This window comes from Paenibacillus filicis (assembly GCF_038070315.1).
GTDB classification, from domain to species: Bacteria; Bacillota; Bacilli; order Paenibacillales; family NBRC-103111; genus Paenibacillus_G; species Paenibacillus_G filicis.
Map to the genome: position 1 here is coordinate 334,514 of NZ_JBBPCC010000002.1, position 20,987 is coordinate 355,500.

A 20,987-nucleotide genomic window follows, 5' to 3' on the forward strand; every position below is an offset into this window, starting at 1 on the left:
CATTAACGGAGACTGCACCAGCAGAGTCAGGAAACCGCCTTGCTGTCTTTTCTTTTGCAGTCCCCGCGGCTACAGGAGTCATACGTTCCGATGAAATCGAGACGATGGTCCGTCACCTTGAAACCATATTCATGCTGCAGACGTTCTTCCAGCTCAAGCAGCCAGTCATCTTTGATTTCTTTCAAGGCCCCGCATACATGGCAGACCAGATGATGATGCATATGCTCGTGATCCTCACTGCGAAGATCGAAGCGGGCCACACCATCGCCAAAATTCATCTTCTCCACAACATGAAGCTCCGCCAGAAGCTCAAGGGTACGGTATACCGTAGCCAGCCCGATCTCAGGGAACCGCTCCCTGACCAGCATAAACACATCCTCAGCGCTGAGATGATCCTGTTCATTCTCGAGCAGAACCCTGAGGGTAACCTCCCGCTGAGGAGTCAGCTTAAAGCCCTTCAGCATGAGCTGCTGCTTGATTTTGTCAATTTCGTCTACGATGCTCATCATCAGACGACACCTCCACTTTCTTATGCCCGAAAGCAATATTTAAACCGAGTCCTTCATCGGACTACCCGACTTCCGGCATTTCGTGTTGGCCTCGGATTAAATTTTTTTGTAAATTTTACGTTTATAAACTTAAACGGCTCCTAATTACAACATGAAGCATAATTCTATTTTAGCACACAGGTTTCGTATCTGTCATGCAGCTAACATATTGTTTAGTTCTAAAATATTTAGTATTGACAAATACTTTGGTTTTCATTACACTGTTCACATATTAGACAAAAACATTCGATAGGTTGGAGATGAATCTCATGGAAAACATCAAAGCGGTTGTGAAAGGCATGATATTCGGATTATTTGGTTTCGCCGCGCTGCCCATTCTCCTCGTTAAAAGCATTGTGGAAATGTTTGGATAAAAGCTCGGATAAAAGCTGCAGCATGCTGCTTACCAGAAGGGACGACCGTACGCGATCGTCCTTTTTTATTTTCTTTCGAAAAAAATTCTCATATTCCGACAACTGCTGTTTCAACCTGACGAATCATGTCCAATACATACATGGGTAGAACATGCTGGAAGGAGTCGAATCATGTATTTTTGCTTATGCTGTCAACAACTTCATCAGACGGGTTACTCATCCGCTGAGATTATATACAGCTCCGGCTTCCGCTATACGGAAGAAATTCTGTACAAGGCAGGCATGTGCTTCCCGCTTGCTGAGCTGTCCCCGGCCGAGGGCCGGAATGGTCAGGAGCTAGCCGCTAGCTAGCCGCAGTTCTTCGAGCATTGCGGACGTCACCGTACACCCGATAACACCAAGTAAGCCTGACCGCCATGGGGCAAGTCAGGCTTACTTGGTGTTTCTCTTGCTATCCATGCAACTCCAGGCCAGCCTTCGCCCACTTCAAGTACCGTCTGCGAAGGATTGGCCCCGCGCAGCCAAGGCTTGGCGAAGCTGCTTGATTCCTTTGGGTCCCATCCCATGAAGCCGCAAAATGTCGGCTTCCTTGAGCCCCGCCAGCTGCTCCAGCCGCGAGTATCCTGCCCCCAGCAGAGCGCGCCGCGCAGGCTGGCTCAGCTCATCCGGCAGATCTGTTTCAGCGTCTACGGGCATAGCGGACTCGGATGATTTCATCTCTCTGCCGTTTGTCATGGGAAGCTCTCCTTTGCCTTTGCATTCTATTTGATGGTAAGCGGGGAATGATCAAGCCGCTCCGTGTACAGTATAACAGTTAAGCAGATGGATTGTTTCTTATATAGCTAATATCCTGCAACAGCAGCTCTGCGAAAGACTTCGAGAGATCGCCTCCGGCATGCGCCTGGATCTCCAGACTCAGCCCCAGCAGAGTAAAGGCGCGCAGCCAGGAATCCGGCGGCAGCCAGCCTGCCAGCCTTGCCTTGGCCAGCAGACTGCTCGCCAGAGCCTGACTTCGGATACGTCCATCCGCCCTTCCCTGCACAATTACATCTCCAAGCTCGGCAGCCGATACTCCGATCTCGAGCCGGTAAGTTCGGCGCATGTCATGTCCTGCCCTGTCGGCAGCTCGTATGTCCAGGGTGTGGTAACCCGGAGCCATCGTTCCGGCCGGGAAGCTCGCGGGAAGACCAGCTATCGGATGGCCATCCAGGCGAAGCTCCACCGAGGATACGCCGCTCAGCATATCCTCTACCGTCACCATGAGCTCGATGGCTTCCGTCTGGCGAAAGGCCGTGCGAGGCAGCTCCCCTATCTGCGGACCGGACCGGTCCAGCGGAATCGTCAAGGTCTTGCTGGCTTCGCGCTGTCCAGCTGCATTCTCGGCAAAGTAGGCGACGTGATGAGTCCCTTCCGCCGTGAACGAGATCGGCCCCCTATACAGACTCCATGTGCTGCCTTGATCCAAGCTGTAACGGATCGCGGTTCCCTCTGAACCCGGATCAGCTATAGCTAAATAGACCTTCACATCGGAGGTATACCAGTCTCCCGTTTGATCGCCCTGGACGGAGACACGGGATTGTGGCGGCCCGGTATTGGGCCCGGGTCCGGTAAACGGAGCATCTGTCATGATGAAGCTGTCATACAGCCCCGGGTTCTTGCTGTCAGCGATTCCTTTTGTCCAGCCGACATAATTTTGGCGTCCTTCCTGAAAGTCCGCGTCCCCGACCACGATATTAAAGCCAATCTTGCTGCCAAGGAATAAGCGTGATTCAAGGTCTTGAACGATCGAGTTACCGGGAATCTGCACTTCGTACACCGTCTGGCGGGTCACGTCGTCACGCTTGATCTGAAACGGAATGGCAGTTGAGATATCTCCGGTCCGGTTTGGCGGCGAAGCGGCAAACACATAGCCGAGCAGCTCACGGAAATCGTTTAGAGCAAGGCCAAAGTCTATATCATCCGAGCGGTAAGTGCCGCCCTTGTCATTCAGCGGGTCGATGGCGACCTGAATCGAATCATTCTTCCATATGCCGGAAGGCGGCTCGGATGCCTTGTGGATATCGTCGGTAACCCGAGCAGCCAGGTATAGGTTCTGCTCATCCCACTTCAGATATACGGTCGCATCCAGATCCTCCTTATCATACACGCCTGTCGCGTTGCGCTCCGCCCCCCGCAGATGGATCGGGAAAGCATCCGACCAATCGCTCAAATCCCCGTCGATGACCAGAGCTGACGAAGCCTTCTGGATCAGCAGAAAATCGAGCGGAGTCTCGTCATCGTTGAAGATCAGTCTGCCGTCCGTCGTATCGATAACGGACAAACTGCACAAGTATTCACGGTACGGGCGGTCCGTAGGGTCGGTCCAGCGGAACTTCAGGTCGACCGTCTGACCCGGCTCCACGCGGAATAGCTCCCCACCTGGCGTGGATGGCGCCAGTACTGTGCCATCCGGCCCTTTGAGCACAACCCGCCCGCTTCTGGCGCTGCTAGACGTACCGGTCAGCCGGACGGTAATCTCCTTCAGCTCCGGTGCCGGTACCGTGACCGGCATCAATCTCGCGCCGATCGCATCGATCACCTGCAGCCTGATCTTAACCTGATCAGCCTGCTTGCCGTCCAGCATCAGCACCACGGTGGCATAGTAGATGCCTCGCACGGCATCGGCAGGAGCATGCACGGTGAAGGTATGCAGCCTGCTTCCGCCTCCGGCAATCGGAATCGTGACCTCTCCCGCTTCGGTTTGGGCGCTCTCCCATCCGGCCGGCACCGTCAGCTTCAGCGCAGCTGTCTTAGACACAGCTGTCCGGTTTGTCAGCGTAATACCGGCCGATTTACTGCCTCCGGCTTCAATGTCGCCGTAGACGGACTCCGCGGACATCGTCACCTCGCCCGGCAATACGGGCTCCGATGCGACGATATGCCGGACGGCAACGGCAAACTCGCGGGCTAGCATATTGTAGGCGTACGCGATGGCATAGTCTCCGGCCGTCCGGGCCTGCTCCGCCAGTCTGCCGTAGCGGTTCGCCCGCATCATCGCCGAGGTGGATACCGGCATAAGCCCATGATCGCCTATCCGCCTGTCATACGCGTAGCGGGCGGTTCCGCTGTCGGTCGTTCCTTCACTGCCAACCGTCACCGAATAATCCAGCGTGACACTGCCAATCCCCAGCTGACGCTGAGCGGCTGCCAGCGCCACCCCTGCCCGCTCGGCATATGCATACATCGCCTCCAATGCGACATACGTGCGGATGCGGTCCATCGAGCCATCGCCCGCCAGATCGGCGGATGCTCCCATCAAGGCGTATACCTCCCGAATCGCTTGCTCGAGCCCTGCTGCACGAGCTGTGGGATCGACACTCTGTAACGCCTGTACGGCGACGTCGTGGATCCGGCCTGCTTCGGCGATTGCCGCCGCTGCATCGGAGGCGCCAGTCTCTCCCGCGGCGGCTTGAAGCTTGCTCTGGATATCCTGCAGCTTCGCGGTAAGCAGCCTTTCAGAGGCCTGGTACAGGATCTGCGGTCCGAACCCCTTCAGATAAACTGGAGATCCCCCTGCCTGAAGCGTATAAACGCCGCTGACTGCCTCAAGCGTGCTTCCCTGACCCTTAACATCTATCTTCGTGAGCTGCGGAGCAGCCCCATAGGCCGCCAGCGTCACGGTCGACACAGGCGCGCTCTCGACCGGTTGTTCCCCGTAATTGACCTTCTTCCACAACACAACGACCGGCTCCCCCCGGTTCAGGAAAACATGGGCTTCCACCGTCGCATCTCCGACATCCAGCTTCCCTGCATATTGGGCCTGATCCAACGTCGTCATCAAGGTGTTCAAGGAAGCATAAGCCAGCTTGGGCCTGCCGTTGCCATCGGTGACCCCAAAGCTGGTATTGTAGAAGTTATCATCGAAGCCCGCATTTTTCCAGGTAAAATGGTATAGCCCTCCCGTGCGGTCCGAGATCATGTCGATCAGGAACCCGCGGACGGCATAATCCCGCTGCGCTTCCTGCGAGACGTTGGGGTAACCGGACAATGCAGTCGGCCATCCGGATTCGGTCACGTACAGGTCCTTCCAGCCGCCTAGTTCATTCACCAGCGCCTGGACGCCGCTAGTCTGCTGCTGGATGAAGCCGTCCGGCATGACCCCATACGTATATCGGTGATAAGAGAAGGCGTCGGCGTAAGCGTAGGAGCCGAGCTCCAGCTCGGCTGGCAATACCCCCAGGACGCCGGATGTGTGATCGCCTGCCAGCAGCACCGCGTCGAGGTCGGCCTTTTTCATATTCGTGTAAAAGGTCTTCTGCACCTGAATCAGCTCTTGCGGAATATACGGCCTGAAAGCCAGCTCCGGTTCGTTGGGCATCTCCCAGCGGCGTATACTGCCCTTGTAATGATTCACCAGCGCCCGCGTGAATGTGCCCAGCGCCTCCAGCCCTTCGGGCGTATCTACCACGCTGGAGCCGTCGTAGATACCGTTCGTCGCGATGCCCATAATCGGCGTAACCGCGATGCCGCGCTGTCGCATCTGCTCGACCACCGCATCGTAGGCTGCGAAATCATACACACCCCGGCTCCGCTCGATGGCGGCCCAGTCGAATTCTTGCCGGGCATGCCGGACGCCCATCTTCCGAACACTGTCGAGCTGATCGGCATGCCAGGTTAGATCATAGCCGGTATTGAAGCCGAACTTGCTCGCCTGGTCCAGATCCAGCAGCCCCGGCTGTGCGATTCGGGCGACGACTGCCACCCGGATATCCCGGGTCTTCTCTGGCACAGGAACTCCATTCAGCTTCAGCTCCGCGCGGATATCGTACGTGCCAACAGGCAGCGGACCGGAGCCAAAGCGGATGGTGTCGGATAGAGAGGCATGGGCCTCCAGCGTGAACGCCCGGCTGCCGGAGGTGACCTGAGACCGGTCGCCGTCTGCGCGAGAGACCGTGTAGTTGATATGGAAGACTTGCCGAGCCGGACCTGCACCGAGCGTCACATCCATGCCAGGAGTCTCTCCTGGACCGAAGATTCCGGCATAGTCTGAGGCCGGCTGCACGTAGTAGGTGTAGGGAAGCGGCAGCGGAGTAATTTCCAAATCGTCGATCAGCAGCTCCAGACCGTTAACCGTATCCAATTGAAGAAAGCCCTTTTGCGGCGCATCGCCAGCAACATCATCGAACTCCATCACCTGCTCACCGTCGATCAGCAGCCGGTGATGAATGCCAGAAGCTTCGATCTCATACGTATGCCACTCGTCCGGTGCGGACCGGTAGAAGCTTCCGTTGGTATAGCCGCCTTGAGGCGTACGCCGGAACATGATGTATTTCGTGTTATGGGTGGACCATTCCATCGTATTGTAGAGCTGTCCCTCGGAGGCCCTGTAGCGCAGTCTCCACAAATTGTAAAGCGTACTGGGATTCGGATTGCGGTTCACATATTTCGCCCGGAACTTAACCTTGAAATTATCGATATTCCGATACAGCGAATGAACGAACTTGGCGGAAGCGCTATCGCCATCCTTCGTATTGGCAAATTTCAGCACTTTGTTGCCATTCTCTTCTTCAACTACCCCTACATTCGTCTGATTGCCACGCAGCGCCCAGTTGAGAGGCATGCTGCCCACCGCATCCTGCTGAAAATCCGTGAAATACCGGACGAACGGCCTCACCGCATAAGTATGCTCTCCCGTCTCAGGCGAGCGTCCCACCGCTCCATCCGTGCCTCGGACCTCCACATCATAATGAACGCTCGCGTACTGGTTGGTCGCGGGTATTGTAAAAGCGAAACCCTCTCCAGCCCGCACGGCTTCTACGCTGCCTGTCGCAGCTTCCTCGCCATAGCGGTAGTAGACGGCAGCGGTCACCGTAGCCCCTGCCGACTGGCCGGTCACCGTGAACGTACCGATTCCCTCCGTATTGTACGGAAGCGTCGCAATCGGCGTATGCGTGATCGTCAGTCGGGCTGGCTCAACCGGCACCTCATATGCCCCGGACGCCGGACTTATAGCCGGGATGCCTCCGCTGCCGACGGCGCTCAGCCAATAACGGATCGGGCCTGTAGACGCTCCGGGAATGACCGCGTTGTACCTATGCTCTCCAAGCGGGGTCATAGCCAGCGACTGTTCTGTGCCATCCGCACCATAGCGGTAATAGACATGAGCGGTAACCGTATCGGAACCGTAGACGGTGGATGGAATCGAGGACGAGTCATAGATGGAGGCCGCAACGGATAGCGGCTCACCAGACCGGACCTTCGCAGGGGGAGTATGCACGATCAGAGGGCCCGACGGCTCAGGAGGCGGCATAACCTGCACATCATCAACACGGACGGCCGTATTCTTGACGGCAAAGCCGATCGTGCCCCGTCCGAACGAAGCGTCGGACCCCTCGGCAATCGTCACGCCTTCGATAGATAGACGGAAGCGGTCGCCGGCTACTTCGACCTTATAGGCATACCACGTCTGATCGCTGAATCCGCTCAGCTTGTCGGCGATCGAATAAGGCCCTCCCAGTCGCACATCTGCTCCTGTGTCGTACTTACCGAAGTAGACTGCCTTCGAAGCGGGCCGTACCTCGAAATAATAATAATTAGGCATACTGCCCGATGACAGGTCATAGCGGAACAGCGTTCTGAACAGCTTGGGTGTGCCGGAAGCTGCCTCGGCCGTCCGTGCCCGGAACGTATACGTATAGTCGGCATTGGTCGATTCATAGCGGTCCCAGGCGCTGCTCCGCGCTCGAACCGTCGGATACTGTCCCCCTGTGGAGGATAGCACGCCTACCTGCGAGCCGGTACCCGGTTCCAGTTGCCGGGTCCAGCCTGAACCATCCCAACGGTTTACGGTGCTCTCAAAATTCTCCTGAAAAAGCGGGTTGCCCGTCTGCAGCGCAGCAGCCATCCTCGCGCCCGGTACAGGCATCATCGCACCCAGCAAGCAGACGGTCAGCAGCAAGCCGATCCGCTGCCGGGTCATTCTCCCGAACCATCGTACTGCCATTCATATCCCTCCTCGCTCCATGCATTGTCCGGACTGACGGTCCTTCAGCCCGACATGAGCCTGCCGCTCACACAGCATCAATAACGTCAGGCCTTCCCCACAGCCAGACCAGCCAAGCGGCGACAGCTGGCTGGACGGCACTTGCTGGCCCTTGAGTCCAGCATCCAGAACCGGCAGCAACCGATCCCCACTCTCGTTGATCAACGCGATCACGGCCTCCTCTGCCCGCTTGGCAGAGGCCAGCAGCCGAGCGGGGAGCAAGCCACTGCGTACCCCGCGCCGCAGACCGTAAGCCATACCCGCGGTGGCGGATACATCGGCCGGAGCTAAGGAATGATCCAGCCGTATTCCGAACAAGCCGTCCTCCCGCTGTACCGCAGCCAGGGTGTCAGCCAAGCCGACTAGACTCGCCAGAACCTCACTTCTGCCGGTCCAGCGGGACCCCAGCACCTCCATCAACTCGACTGCACCCATAAGCATCCAGCTATTTGCCCTGCCCCAGAGCATGCCGGACCTCCGGTCCGGACGCTCACTGCTCCAGCTATGCCTATACAAGGCAGTTCCCTGGTCGCGCAGCAGCTTCAGATGAACGCATAACTGGAAAGCCGCTTCGTCCGCATAGGCCCTGTTGCCTGAGAGCGCTGCCCATTTGGCCAGAAATAGACAGGACATCCAGAGCGTATCCCCCCGCACCTGTCTGGCAAACCGCGGACTGTTCGGGCCGGTTGTATACTTGAGTGTCCCCTCTGGGGTACGCGCAGCTATGTGCAGCAGCCAATCCGCCGTTCTGCGGCAGGCTGCGCCGTAGCGCTCAATCTCGGTATCCCCGTACAACTCGGCGACCGTGAGCATTGGAGCTGTCCCCTGGATGCTGCGGCTCACATAGGATTCCGGCAGATGTTCATCCACCCAAGTCGTCAAACCGCGGACATATGACGGCTCTCGCATAGAAGCCCATGCACGGTAAATACCGTACAGACGGACTCCCGTCGGTCCATTCCAATGCATAGGACAAAGCGCCCCCTTTCCGTCAGACGGCCTATCGGTGATGCGCCGGACCATGCGGTCAATCCGCCCGCGTAGCGCTGGATCCATGAAATCTCCCCTTTCCATCGATGTTCAAACTTACCTCTGCACGAATCTTGGTAGCATGACCAGCCGCTGCGGCTTTCCTCAGGTATAAGCCGCCGATCCAGAAGGAAGAGGTCCGCAACCCAAGCGGACCTCCTCGTACGGTCATGACTCTTTAACCGGCGCAGCCGGATTTCAACGGACGAGCTTTAATTCGCTTGTGACGTAATGACATAGGACTTGTAGCCATCCGCCTGGGTGATACTGGCATCAAAGTAAACATTGCGGCCGCTGGTCGTAAACGGAACGGAAACTCCATCGATCGTAACCGTCATCCCGTTCAGATAGAAATCTGCCGGGAGGGAAATCCTCAGCGACCCGCCGCTCTTGCCGGCGATCCGGCCCTTCATCTCCGTACGGCTCACCTTCTGGGCGCTGAAGCCGAAGTCACCGCTCAGCCGCTCCAGAATAAAGCCGCCGAGTCCAATCTTTTTGCCTTCGAACAGTGCCATGGCCTGCCAGCTCGCATAGCCGACGTTGCCGATGAATAGGAAGTTTTCGCCGGTTACATCGATTTGAGAAGCATTTTTACCGCTCATGAACACATATTCGTTGCCATTAATCATCGCTCCGTATACCGAGCCTGAGACGGTAAGAGGTCCCTGACCATACGTGCTTCCCGTGACGGAGCCTGAAGAGACACCCTTCGGAGCGACAATATGCATCTGAGCTCCCGGACCTTCCTTGACCGGATAAATGTAAGGCAGCTCACCCAGATGATTGTATCCGGCGTTATTCCAATAGAAGGTCCCGTCGGCATAGCCCTCGACATCATCGTAGATCGACAGGTAGTCGTCGCGGACCATCATGACGCCCCGGCCGATATAAGGGGCTGACTTGCCGTCGGCTCTGTAATACTGCGCGAAGTCGAAGTCGTAGAGCACCTGCTCAACCGGACGGTCTCCCAGCGACATGGAGGACCCCGCCGGTACGAAGTCCGACAACAGCTGAAGATTGATGCTGTCTCCGTTCGTTTCCGCAGCATTCCAGCTTTGACGCTTGCCCTTGGCTGAATAGATCAGATTGCCGTTGGAAACAGTGGACCAGCGGTAGGCGCGCCCATACAGCTGCTGAATGTTCAGATAGGCTTCCCGTGGTCCCCCGAAATCGTAGCGCATGACCGCTCCATAGTCGTTGTACAGGATAGACTCGAGATTCGGCTTCGCACCGCGCGTTCCCTTACTGATGCTCCATTCCAAATTTTTGCCTAAGGTAACGTTAACCGGATTGGAGCTGCTCTTGAGCGCAGCGACCGTCGCTTCCAGAACGTTGGAAAACTCGCCGCCGGGCAGTTCACTGTTCCCCGCATGAGCACCTTGCGGCGGTATCATGCGGACGCCTCCTTCCGCTGGAACCAGGATGTTAAGATTCCAGCGCATCCAATCCCGGAACTTGGAATGATCGAACAGATCGGTCCCGTCATACTGCTTGAGCCCCCAGAAAGCCATCAGTGACGGCCGCAGCGAAGCCAGACTGTAGGTAGCCGGATTCTCGTACCAGCGTCCTCCCTTGGCGTTCAGCTCCGCTCTCGGCCTGCGTACGAAGACGCTGAGCCACTCATTGTAATAGGTCATGAATTCGTTCTTCCACATCGGCGCAGCCGGATGCTCGGGAAACATGCCTACCGTAATGCCAAGCGCCTGCTTGCCGTCGATCGAGAAATTAGCATGCCCAGCAATCATCGACGTATGGGGGAAATTCGTGTCTTCAGCCGAATTATAGGCATTGAAGGCGTTGAGTGCCCTGGCCTGCTGACGCTGCGCGGGCGTCCAGCTCCATCGGCTATTCGCATATTCCTCCAGCATGACTCGGTCATTACGCTGAGGGAGCGAGGCGTCCAGATACCGCTCTACAAGCGGATTGTACTTATAATTGATCTGAAACGCGAGCCAGCTGCTCGAGGTAACCGTCTCATTGCCGGACATGTTCCGATCACTTCCAGGCAGACGAAGCGCCAAATTCGGATTTTCGTTCCAGTCAAGCACCAGATCCTTGACGCGGTCCAGACTGAAATCCGACAGCTTCTGCCACAGACGAACCTCAGGACCTGAACCCCACCTATTGTCGTAATCCTGCATCGATGAATTCGCCAGCCATGTCCGCCCGGCGGTCGTCCCGATCCGGCTGGTTACTGTTACTTCGCTGCGGGGAATAAGGCTGATGGCCCAATGCCTCTCCGTCCCCTCCAAGCGGGTCTGCATATACTTATCTCCGCCGGAGTTGTAAAAATTCAGATTCTGCGGTCCCGGCGACTGGTAGAAGAACCGCTGCGAAGATTTCCAATCCCGGTTGCGGTATAGGCTGAATATCAGGGCATTCTTACCGCTGTCCTTCCAGAACACCGTGGAACGCATCACCCCGTAATTGTTAACCGCATACAGACCTAGCTCATAGGGCAGCTTGCCTCCTGGCCCCAGCTTATCGTCGAACGGACCGGAATAATTCGAAATATACCCGCCATTGCTCATAACGAGCCGACCGTTCGGGTCTATGCCGTTCTGCATCGAAAACTTGAAGTACGTTTCGTCTCCAGGCTCAAAGCCGCTCAATATTTCATCCACGGTAACATGCTTGTCATCATGGCGCATCGTTAACATGACCTTGTACGTCCGGTTGCCGGTGAACGTGTACGTGATCTCATAGCTCAGAGAGAGCAGGCCTTGCTCGACTACCTCTCCGCTGACCGAAGTCGTTTTCAATAAGGCGGGCCCATAGAAGGAGCCTGCCCCTGCCCAGCTCTGGCCGTCACGGGAAATCGCGAGAATGGGAGCCGGGGTATCAGATAATGGAAGCCCATCCGGGTACGTGGCCACTCCGCCGGGCACACGAATTTGCTGTTGATTTGCCGAAAGAATCACGCTGTCATCCGATTGCTGCTGGATCGTGAACCCCGGAGGGAAGACAGCCATATAATCATAATTCGGATCGTAGTCCAAGAGGAACGACTTAATGGCGCCTTTCGGCAAATTCGAGCGGAAGCGGATCGTGGCGCTGCTCAGATAGCCTGAATGATCCTCTTGAATATCAAACAACTCATAAGCGGTCTCCTGGCCTGAGAACGTCGTCAGCTTGAGCCCGTTCTTTCTCACCGTTCCCGCGGGGAAAGTAAGCGGGTACTGGATTAGCTCCTCAGGGAAATCATAAATGTTCAAGTAGTCCCTGAGCACGAATACCCGGTTCCAGATTCCCTTACCGAAGGCAGACACAGTTACGGTGCTGGTAGCTGTCCGGCCGCCGTCATCCGCCTTGACCGTAATGACTGCCTGACCCGGACTGCGGGCGATGATGATACCGACGGCATCGACCGTCGCAACCGTTTCGTCGCTTGAACTCCAGCTCAGCTGGTCCCTGAAGGTGGCATTGGCCGGAGCCACCGTCGCCGTCAGCTTCTCCGTTCCTCCGGCTGCAAGCGTCAACGCCGTTTTATTCAAGGTCAGTCCGGTGATCGCCGTCTTCGTCACGGTGACTAGCGCGCTCGCCGTAAACCCTCCATCCACCGTCGTTGCCGTTATCGTAGTCTGGCCCGGCACCAGGCCTCTGACAATCCCAACCTCATCCACCGTGGCGACGGACGGCTGGCTGGAGCTCCATAGCACCGATTGATCGGAGGCATTGGACGGCCTCACCGTCGTGTAGAGCCGTTCCGTCTTACCCGCTTCGATCGTCGTATTCGTCTTATTCAAGGAGACGCCGGTCGCATGCTGGATCACCACCCTGACGGTACACTGCGCCGTATAACCGCCGTCTACCGTTCGGACAGACAATACCGTCGTCCCTTCGCTGATGGCCTTCACATTGCCGTACTCGTCAACGGTAGCGACCGCCGGATTGCTGTTCAGCCAGGTGACGCTCTGCTCCTTGGCATGGTAAGGCTGAACCATATACGACAGGGAATTCGTAGCCCCAACAGGCAGCTCCAAGCTCGATTGGTTTAAAGTTATGCCCGTTACGGGGATATTCGGCAGGTCCTGATAAACTTCCATGATTTCCGATGCGCTAAGCGCCCGATTATAAATTTTGACCTCATCCATTATGCCTTTGTGGAAATAGTTCTCGTTATTTTTCCCGATCCACAGATCGCGGTTCGGATACAGCAGCGGACCGGCAAATGTAGCCTGACCGACAAATTGTCCATCCTGGTAAATCTTCATCGACTTGCTCGCCTGGTCCCAGGTCATCGCAACATGCTTCCAGCGGCCAAACATCGTCGTAATCGGAGAATACGTATTGACCACCTCGCGGGTCACATCATTCTTGAGCAGGAAGGTGAAGCGGCTCCCGCTGACAGCCATGCCCATCTCCATACCATTGCCACCGGCTCTAAAGCCGTCATCCCAAGAGATAAACTTGTGGATACCTGTGCTCTGCACCTCCGGCTGTACCCACATAGCCATCGTAAATCCGCTGCGCAGATCGTAATCCAATGCCGGACCTCCGCTCAGAAAGGCATTGGTGCCATTAAAGTACATGCCCTTGGAGCTGCGGCCTAGATTGGTCTGGGTCGCGTTGTAAACGGTTGCCGTATGATGGTTCCCTGATAGATCGGGAACCGTGCCGTCCGTCATCTCTTCAAAATCCCAATAAGCAATCAATCCCGGCAATTGCGGTGTATACACGGCCGCCCCCACTGAGCGGGTCCCGCCGTAGACGGCAGGCACTACAGTCACCGGAGACGGCTCATAGACGGCTTCGGCAACATCTGAGAAAACCGCCCCATCCGAAAGATCGGCAGAAGGCCCCCCTTCGATATTCGTCCCTGTCGGAATGCCCATAATCGGTTCGCGGCTATCTGCGGCAAGCGACTGAGCAGCAACGTGCTGAATGTCTTGCAAACCGGGCGGGGCCAGGCCCCATAATTCTCCAAGCAGCATAGTGAACGCCAATGCCGTGCTGAGAAACCGTTTTTTTAATCGCGACATAAAATTGGCTCCTTTACGAGTAGATAGTCGACCGTAGAGTCTCCTTCTAATCCCGGGCAGCAACTTTGTTGGCTCGATTACCGGTTAACCCGCAGCAGCAGCTTGACGAACCGTCCCTCAACACGGAAATGGCCGTAGCTCCTGATTAAGTTAAGGCCATTTCGGACTTATGCCCGCCAGGGACTGACTCGCTGAGTTGCTTTGCATGGATTAACGGCTTGATGCATACGTAGCGACTACACCCAAACACAGTTCTGCATGCGATCATCTCGAACGGACACAACATGATGCAGCTATTCGCTCCTTTCGACAATGCAATTTCCGACTTTTCCAAGCATGTGAAGCAATGCGAGCAGCTGATGTCGAATCTTGGATGTCTGAACCCATGCGGGCGTTCGCCCAGGAGCTTATTTCGCCCTATCACCTCCTCACCGGCAGGGACATGTTTAGTATGATATTCAAGTAAACGCTATCACTTCACCGGACAGGTTGCTTAATTCTTCAAGACCGCTGCCTTCCGGACAGGGAGAATGAGGACACGTAACCGGCCGGAAGCTGCTGCTCCGACCGGATGCCGTAGGTCTATCGTCTATTTTTTTTGCGCGGCCAAATAGTCCTCCAACTGCTTCTTGATCTCGGTGCGGATTTTTTCCAGACCCATCTTCTTCATTTTCTCCAGAGCTTCGTTGTACACCCCTTCATAGTTATCTGTCAGCCCCAGCATCGCGATCGTACGAGCCTTCTTGAACTCCGGACCGACCTTGGCCAGCTCGCTCTTGATCGGCTCGGCGTTGAGCGTGAAGCCTGCAATCGGCGATTTGGTGAAGGATTCCTGCTTGCTCGTATACTGCTCGATCTTCAGGCCGCTCTCCGGGAAATCATCCGGGTACCTGACGAACGCAGGATTCCAGGTCAGCACATACCCGGGGAAGCTGTAGGCCTTGGAGGCATCAGCACCGGCAGGAATTTTGAATTTGTCACTGCCGACCGCTTCCCAGTGCCGCCCCTCGATTCCATATTCGAACAAATCATGGTTTTGAGGATCTGCATACAGCCAATCCATAAACGCCATGACCCGGTCCGCATTTTTGGACGTGACCGGAATGCTGGAGAAGTTCCACGCTTTGAAGTCGGTCGTCAGTGCGCCTGGCTTGCCCTCGGTAACGCCCGGTATCAGGCTGACGTACTCCAGCTCCGCTCCGGGAATCGCCTGCCTGAGCTCGCGGTGAAGTGTGCCGCTGCCTGTATCCCCTCCGATGACGGCGAATTTTCCTGATTTGAAGAAGCCGCTGTCATCCTTCTGGCTGATCACATCCTTCTCCATGTAGCCCTTCTGCTGCCACTTGCGGGCTGTAATTTCATGAACGTAGGCGCTCTGCTTGTCGTTGAGAGGCGGCGGCAGCTTGGAAATATCTTCGCCGTGGAAGACCACATCTACTTTCCCGTCATGAATGGCGAATTTGGTCAGCAAATCGCCGGCCAATATAGCCGCATAATCGCTTGGCTTCGTATAGGGCTCCAGCCAGTTGCCCAGCGAGGCTAGCGAGCCTTTGACTCCAAATGGGATCATACCCTTTTCATTTTTCAGCACAGCGTCGAAGAAGGTCTCCAGATCGGCGACCGACTTGATGTCCGGCAGCCCGTATTTGACCCGGAGGTCTTTGCGGATGATCAGCGTATTGGCAGCCCCGTAATTGCGGGTGAATGGAACTCCGTAGATATGCTCCTCGTTCTTGGCATCAATAAACTTGTTGTTATTGATGTACGTAGGAGGGAACGCCTTCTTCAATCCGGGATACTTGTCATTGTTAAAGTAGGAATCGAGCTGGATATACGTACCCTTGGAAATCATCTGCGGCATCGTGTTCCACTGCGCGTCGAATACCGCATCGACCTGTTCCCCTGAAGCGAGCTTAAGTCCGATCTTCTCCTTCAGCTGGTCCCAGGGCACCCAGTTGAAGACGAGCTTCGTATTCAGCGTATCCTTGGTACGGTTGTAGAATTCATCCAGCACGGCCTGCTGGTCCTTCGGCGGGTCGCCGGGGAAGTAGAAGTGCAGCGTAACGGGGTCCGGCACTTTCTTGGGCGGTGCCGGCGCGTCCGTTCCTGTGCTTGGGGTTTGCTTCTTCTCCTCCGGCTTGTCGGACGGTTGCTCCTGCGGGGAGGTGCAGCCGGCGAATAGGAGCGACATCGCAGTCGCCACCGTGACGTACTTAAGCGTTTTCATGTTCAAATCTCGTACCCTCCTTATAGCTTACACTCTATGTGAACCGGCCTGTGGCCGGATTCAACCTTTCACCGCTCCGACCGTCAGGCCCTGCACAAAATACTTCTGAATAAACGGATACAGCAGCACGATCGGACCGATCGTTACGATCACGGTTGCCATCCGGATCGTATAGGAAGGAAGATTAACGGCACCCGTATAGAGCTGATTGGTAAAGTTCATACTGCTGACAATGCGGATGATCAGAGATTGCAGCGGATACTTGCCCGGATCGTCAATGAACAGGATGGCCCGGAACCATTCGTTCCAGTAATCAAGCGCATAGAACAGCGAGATGGTCGCCAGCGCAGGCAGCGATAGCGGCAGCACAATCCGGAATAAAATATAGATATCATTAGCGCCGTCGATCTTCGCGGATTCTGCGAGCGAGTCGGGCAGCGTCATGAAGAAATTGCGCAGTAGGAACATAAACCAGGGATTGACCAAGGCTGGCAGAATCATGACCCAGATGCTGTTGCTTAAGTGCAGATACTTGGAGATCAGGATATACCACGGCACCAGTCCTCCGTTAAACAGCATCGTGAACCAGATGAAGAAGAGGATCGAATTGCGATATTTCAGACTCTTCACGGAGACCGCATACGATACGGCGCTGGTGATCAGCAGGCTGAGCGCCGTTCCGACGATCGTGACGAACAGCGTCACGGAATAAGCGTTGTAAATCACATCGTTCGCGAAGATCGCACTGTACGCATCCCATGAGAACGGCTGCGGCACGATGCGGTATCCCGCCTGCAGCAGTGCCGTCTCATCGGTCAGCGAGCTGCCCAGCACGATGAGAAACGGCAGCAGGCACACCGCCGCAAAGACGGCGCAAGCGATATAAAATCCAGTCAGCAGCACTCTTTCCCCAGACGTCCTTACTTTCATCCCTATGTCTCTCCTTCTCAGCTAGAATACGTGGGCTCCTGTGACGGACGGATGCGGCCTGGGATTTAGAATAAAGCCGCATCCTTATTCAACCGGCGCACGATCGTGTTGCAGCCGAGTACGAGCAGGAAGCCTACAACGGACTGGTACATGCCGATCGCCGATGACATGGACATGTCACTATATTGGCGGAGGGCGCGAAATACGAACGTATCGATGACGTCAGTGGTCGGATACAACAGCGCATTATCGCCGATCAACGCATAGATCATCCCGAAATCACCGTAGAAGATATGGCCGACGGCCAGCAGCAGCAGCAGAATCGTCGTGTTGCCTAGTAGCGGGACGGTGATGTAGCGGATGGCCTGCAGCCGGCTTGCCCCGTCGATCCGGGCCGCCTCATAGATGTCCGTATCGATCGACGTAATCGTCGCCAGGTAGATGATGACCCCATAGCCCGTGGCCTTCCATACCTTGAGCAGCACGAGCGTCGCAGGCCAAACCTCCGGATTCTGGTAGAACGCAATCGGATCAAGATGCAGCACGGCCAGCAGCCTGTTGATCAATCCGCCATCCGTGGCAAACAAGGATACCGCGAACATAGAGACAATCGGCCATGAAATAAAGTACGGCAGCAGCATCAGCGACTGGGTCACCCGCTTGAACGGCCTCCAGCCGATCTCGGAGATCATCACGGCAAACACAATCTGAACCGCCAGACCGATGGTAATGAACATGGCGTTCAAATAGAGGGTGTTCAGCGTCACTAGCAGCCAGTCGTTGCTGGTGAAGAAGAAGTCAAAGTTTTTCAACCCGACAAATTCGCTGCCGAATATCCCCTTGATCGGGTTGTAATCCTGAAAGGCAATCACCATGCCGAACATCGGCATATACGCGAACAAGATAAAGTACAGAAGCGCCGGCAGCGCCAGCAGATACAAATACTTGTTCTTATACAGCTCCCTGAAGAAAGACCGTCCGAAGGCGGCTTCCTGCCGGCGGGAAGCTTCCAGGCTGCGGGGTCTTGCGGCAGCAGGCTCCATGCGGCAGTTCACTCCTTATTCCCGTTGTCTTGGTGGAGATGCAGTACCGATTCGGGAGGAGGCTGTGGCTCCGTGCGAGAATCGCTCACTGCTACTATCCATGACTTCATCGTACAAGGAAGCAGCTCACAGATAAAAGGCCGAATGTTATAGAAACGGGATTGTGATAAAAAAACGCCCTGTCTTGAATCGCAACAATCGAGCGGATTGTTAAAAAAAGTACCCCGACGCAGCAGGCGTCGGGGCTCGTATCAGTCATGGGAATCAGGGCGTCGCGATTTGCCGGATTTCCTGTATTCATCGGGCGTCTGGCCCGTCGCCTTCTTGAACGCGGAGTAAAAGTATTTGCCGCTGCCGAATCCCGAAAGCTCGGCGATCCGGTTCGCATGCAGCTCCGTTTCCACCAGCATACGCTTCGCCTCGGTGAATCTCAGCTCGCTGATGTACGCGCTGAGAGACTGACCGGTGCTTGCTTTGAACAAGGTTCTAACATAGTTGGGAGACAGCGCCACATGCTCGGACACGCCCTCTACATTTAATCCGGAATCACGGAAATGAGCCTCGATGAAGCACTTGATACGCTGGACGAGCTCCTTGCTCTTGTTCTCGCGGCGCTCCTTGAACAGCCCGGCTAATCGATCGTTGAGCTGGGAGAACCAGAGGCGGACGTCCTCAAGATCATCGCATCCGGCCAATTCCTGCATAATGGACTTGAAGGACAGAGGCAGATCATCCTCCCCGTCTTCGGATGGACTGGAAGCCAGTTCGCTCAGGGCGAGCGCGAGCTGTGTCAGCGACAGCAGAATTTCATCGTACGTAAATCGGCGAATCTCCTCAAGCACCTCTTCGAGCAGTTCAGCGGCCTTCTCCCTATCCCCCGAGCGGAGTGCTTCCACAAGCTTCTTCTCCAGCTCGAACGGATAGGCGTACGCCACACGAGGTACTTCGGCGAGATCGCTGTACAGCAATATCGCCGACTTCCCGTAGATCAACCGGTATTCGGAGCTATTCAGCGCACTGCCGTAGGAAAGGTGAAGCTGCTTGCGGAGCTCGACTGGATGCCCGACGGCAGCCGTCAGAGTCACCCTTAGATAATGCTCCGCATGGCTCTGCACGTCCGCAAGCCGCCCACGGAGCTTCTCCATCCCTTGCGTATCGGAATCGTCCTCCTCCGGCAGATTGATGATGACTGCTACATGATCCGTCTCGCCATCCACGACCTCCACTACCCAGTCAGGCTCCAAGGTCTCTGCTGCAATATTCATCAAGGCGAAGCGGAGCAGAGACAGATCCCGGACGGACCGTCCGGCGCCCAACTGCCGGTAAGCACAGAGCCGGAGAACAGATACGGCATATCGCTTCCCGTCCAGCCGGATTCGCAGTCTCGCAACATTGTCCCCCACTTTGTCCTCGTCGGTCAGTTCGCCTTGCAGCAGTTGTTTCAGCATCCCGGCTCTCATCGCAGGCAGCCCGCTTCGAACAGAGGCCTGGAGCTCATGCACGTTGCTAACCAGAGAATCGAAGGTCCGGTTCAGATAGTCATACTCGCTCAGTTCATCGGGTCCCGCAGGGGACTGGCCCGAAGTTCTTGCTTTGCGCAGCAGGCGAAGCAAGGGAGTGTACATATTGCGGGTAAATAAGGTCGCAATCAGCATGCTGACTCCGATCAAGGCAAGGGTCATCAGCGCCATAACACGAGTCAGCTTAGAGAAATTCCAGAGCAGCTCCTCATAGTCGCCTACACTGACGTAAATCCAGCCGAAGGTCGTATCCGACTTGCGGTAAGTAATCAGAGACCGCCGTCCATCAACCTCATCCGTGAAGGAGCCGCTTGGTTCCCCGTCCAGTACCTTCCTGATGTAGTTCTCCTTCTCCGCCAGCGGGGTATTCACCTTCTCCAGCTTCGGGTGCGAGATAGCCGTCCCGTCCCGATCGATAATGAACAGCCGGTCCGGCTCATCTCCGGTACGGGACTTGACCAATTGCTGCAGCGCACTCTGCTTCAGATTGAAGACCAGCACAGCCTGTGGCTTGCCCTGCAACTCGTCCTCCACGAATAGCACCGAGATTGCGTGATAATCCTCGTCCTTGCCAGCCAGCGAGTAGCTGACCCTGCGGGGAATAACGGCCCGCTCCGCTCCCGGAGCCATCCCCTCGATCCAGCCGATCACACTGCGGTCGAAAAACTCGGACACGGACTGCGCCACCGTCACATTGGAGAATACGCGGTCGGCCTTGGCATTGTAAATGTAGACCGATTCGATCAGCGGGTTGGAGTTGACGATCTCCGTCAGCTTCTGGGAGATGTCGCCCATCTCGATGGACTCATAAGCGTCGGCAAACAAAGCCTTGAAGATCGGACTATACGCATTAACGCTGTCGTTCAGGCTTGTAGGGACGCCATAATAGACGTGAAATTGGCTCAAATACAGCAGAGTGGATGACCAGTACGTTTCTACCACTTTATACGATTGCTCCAGCATCTGCTCAGATTGCTCATGAATCTGTGAAAGCATGCTGCGGGAAAATTGGACATAAAGCACATAGGAGAGCACGCTGAGCAGAATCGATCCGGTTACAACATACGAAAGCAGAATTTTCATCAACAGCGCATTTCTTCGCCAGTAAAGCCTCAGACGTAACCATGTGCGGAGCATATCGTCCTCCCGGATCGTCAACTTACCGCAAGCATATCATCGATGAATTTGGGAAGTCCAGCCATTATTATAAGAATAGGGTATAAGAACCAATAAAAGAACAAAAGGCCTATGCCAGGTGACATAGGCCTTTCTTGTCAATATGCTCCCTCCCCATCGTACGTGACGAGACTATC

At 55.8% G+C, this 20,987-nt stretch carries 10 protein-coding genes; 1 reads left to right on the forward strand and 9 read right to left on the reverse strand.

Features of this window, described 5'->3' with window-relative positions; all coding sequences use genetic code 11:
• Positions 1-26: 26 nt before the first annotated feature.
• Positions 27-509: a ferric iron uptake transcriptional regulator gene (fur, locus tag WMW72_RS05245; protein WP_341414368.1), complete on the reverse strand. Its 483-nt coding sequence runs from the start codon at positions 507-509 to the stop codon at positions 27-29.
• Between the two features lie 584 nt (positions 510-1,093).
• Here fur and WMW72_RS05250 point away from each other — a divergent pair.
• Complete coding sequence (locus WMW72_RS05250) at positions 1,094-1,273, forward strand: DUF3973 domain-containing protein (RefSeq protein WP_341414369.1); 180 nt, start codon at positions 1,094-1,096, stop codon at positions 1,271-1,273.
• Positions 1,274-1,408: 135 nt separating this feature from the next.
• On the opposite strand, the gene WMW72_RS05255 is transcribed toward WMW72_RS05250, so the two are convergent.
• The 8 genes from WMW72_RS05255 to WMW72_RS05290 form a co-directional block, all read right to left on the reverse strand.
• Complete coding sequence (locus tag WMW72_RS05255) at positions 1,409-1,657, reverse strand: helix-hairpin-helix domain-containing protein (protein WP_341414370.1); 249 nt, start codon at positions 1,655-1,657, stop codon at positions 1,409-1,411.
• 79 nt (positions 1,658-1,736) lie between these two features.
• Complete coding sequence (locus WMW72_RS05260) at positions 1,737-7,904, reverse strand: sugar-binding protein (protein WP_341414371.1); 6,168 nt, start codon at positions 7,902-7,904, stop codon at positions 1,737-1,739.
• Positions 7,905-8,999 (reverse strand): glycoside hydrolase family 88 protein, encoded by a 1,095-nt coding sequence (locus tag WMW72_RS05265; protein WP_341414372.1) that lies wholly within the window; start codon positions 8,997-8,999, stop codon positions 7,905-7,907.
• Between the two features lie 185 nt (positions 9,000-9,184).
• Positions 9,185-13,954: an Ig-like domain-containing protein gene (locus WMW72_RS05270; RefSeq protein ID WP_341414373.1), complete on the reverse strand. Its 4,770-nt coding sequence runs from the start codon at positions 13,952-13,954 to the stop codon at positions 9,185-9,187.
• Between the two features lie 589 nt (positions 13,955-14,543).
• Positions 14,544-16,181 carry an extracellular solute-binding protein gene (locus WMW72_RS05275; RefSeq protein ID WP_341414585.1) on the reverse strand — a complete coding sequence of 546 codons (1,638 nt, stop codon included), beginning with the start codon at positions 16,179-16,181 and terminating at the stop codon, positions 14,544-14,546.
• Positions 16,182-16,241: 60 nt separating this feature from the next.
• Positions 16,242-17,111, reverse strand: coding sequence for a carbohydrate ABC transporter permease (locus tag WMW72_RS05280; RefSeq protein ID WP_341414374.1), 870 nt, complete (start codon positions 17,109-17,111; stop codon positions 16,242-16,244).
• A gap of 65 nt (positions 17,112-17,176) precedes the next feature.
• A complete protein-coding gene (locus WMW72_RS05285) occupies positions 17,177-18,154 on the reverse strand; it encodes an ABC transporter permease (protein WP_341414375.1) in 978 nt (325 codons plus the stop codon).
• Positions 18,155-18,405: 251 nt separating this feature from the next.
• A complete protein-coding gene (locus WMW72_RS05290; RefSeq protein WP_341414376.1) occupies positions 18,406-20,811 on the reverse strand; it encodes an AraC family transcriptional regulator in 2,406 nt (801 codons plus the stop codon).
• Positions 20,812-20,987: the final 176 nt, after the last annotated feature.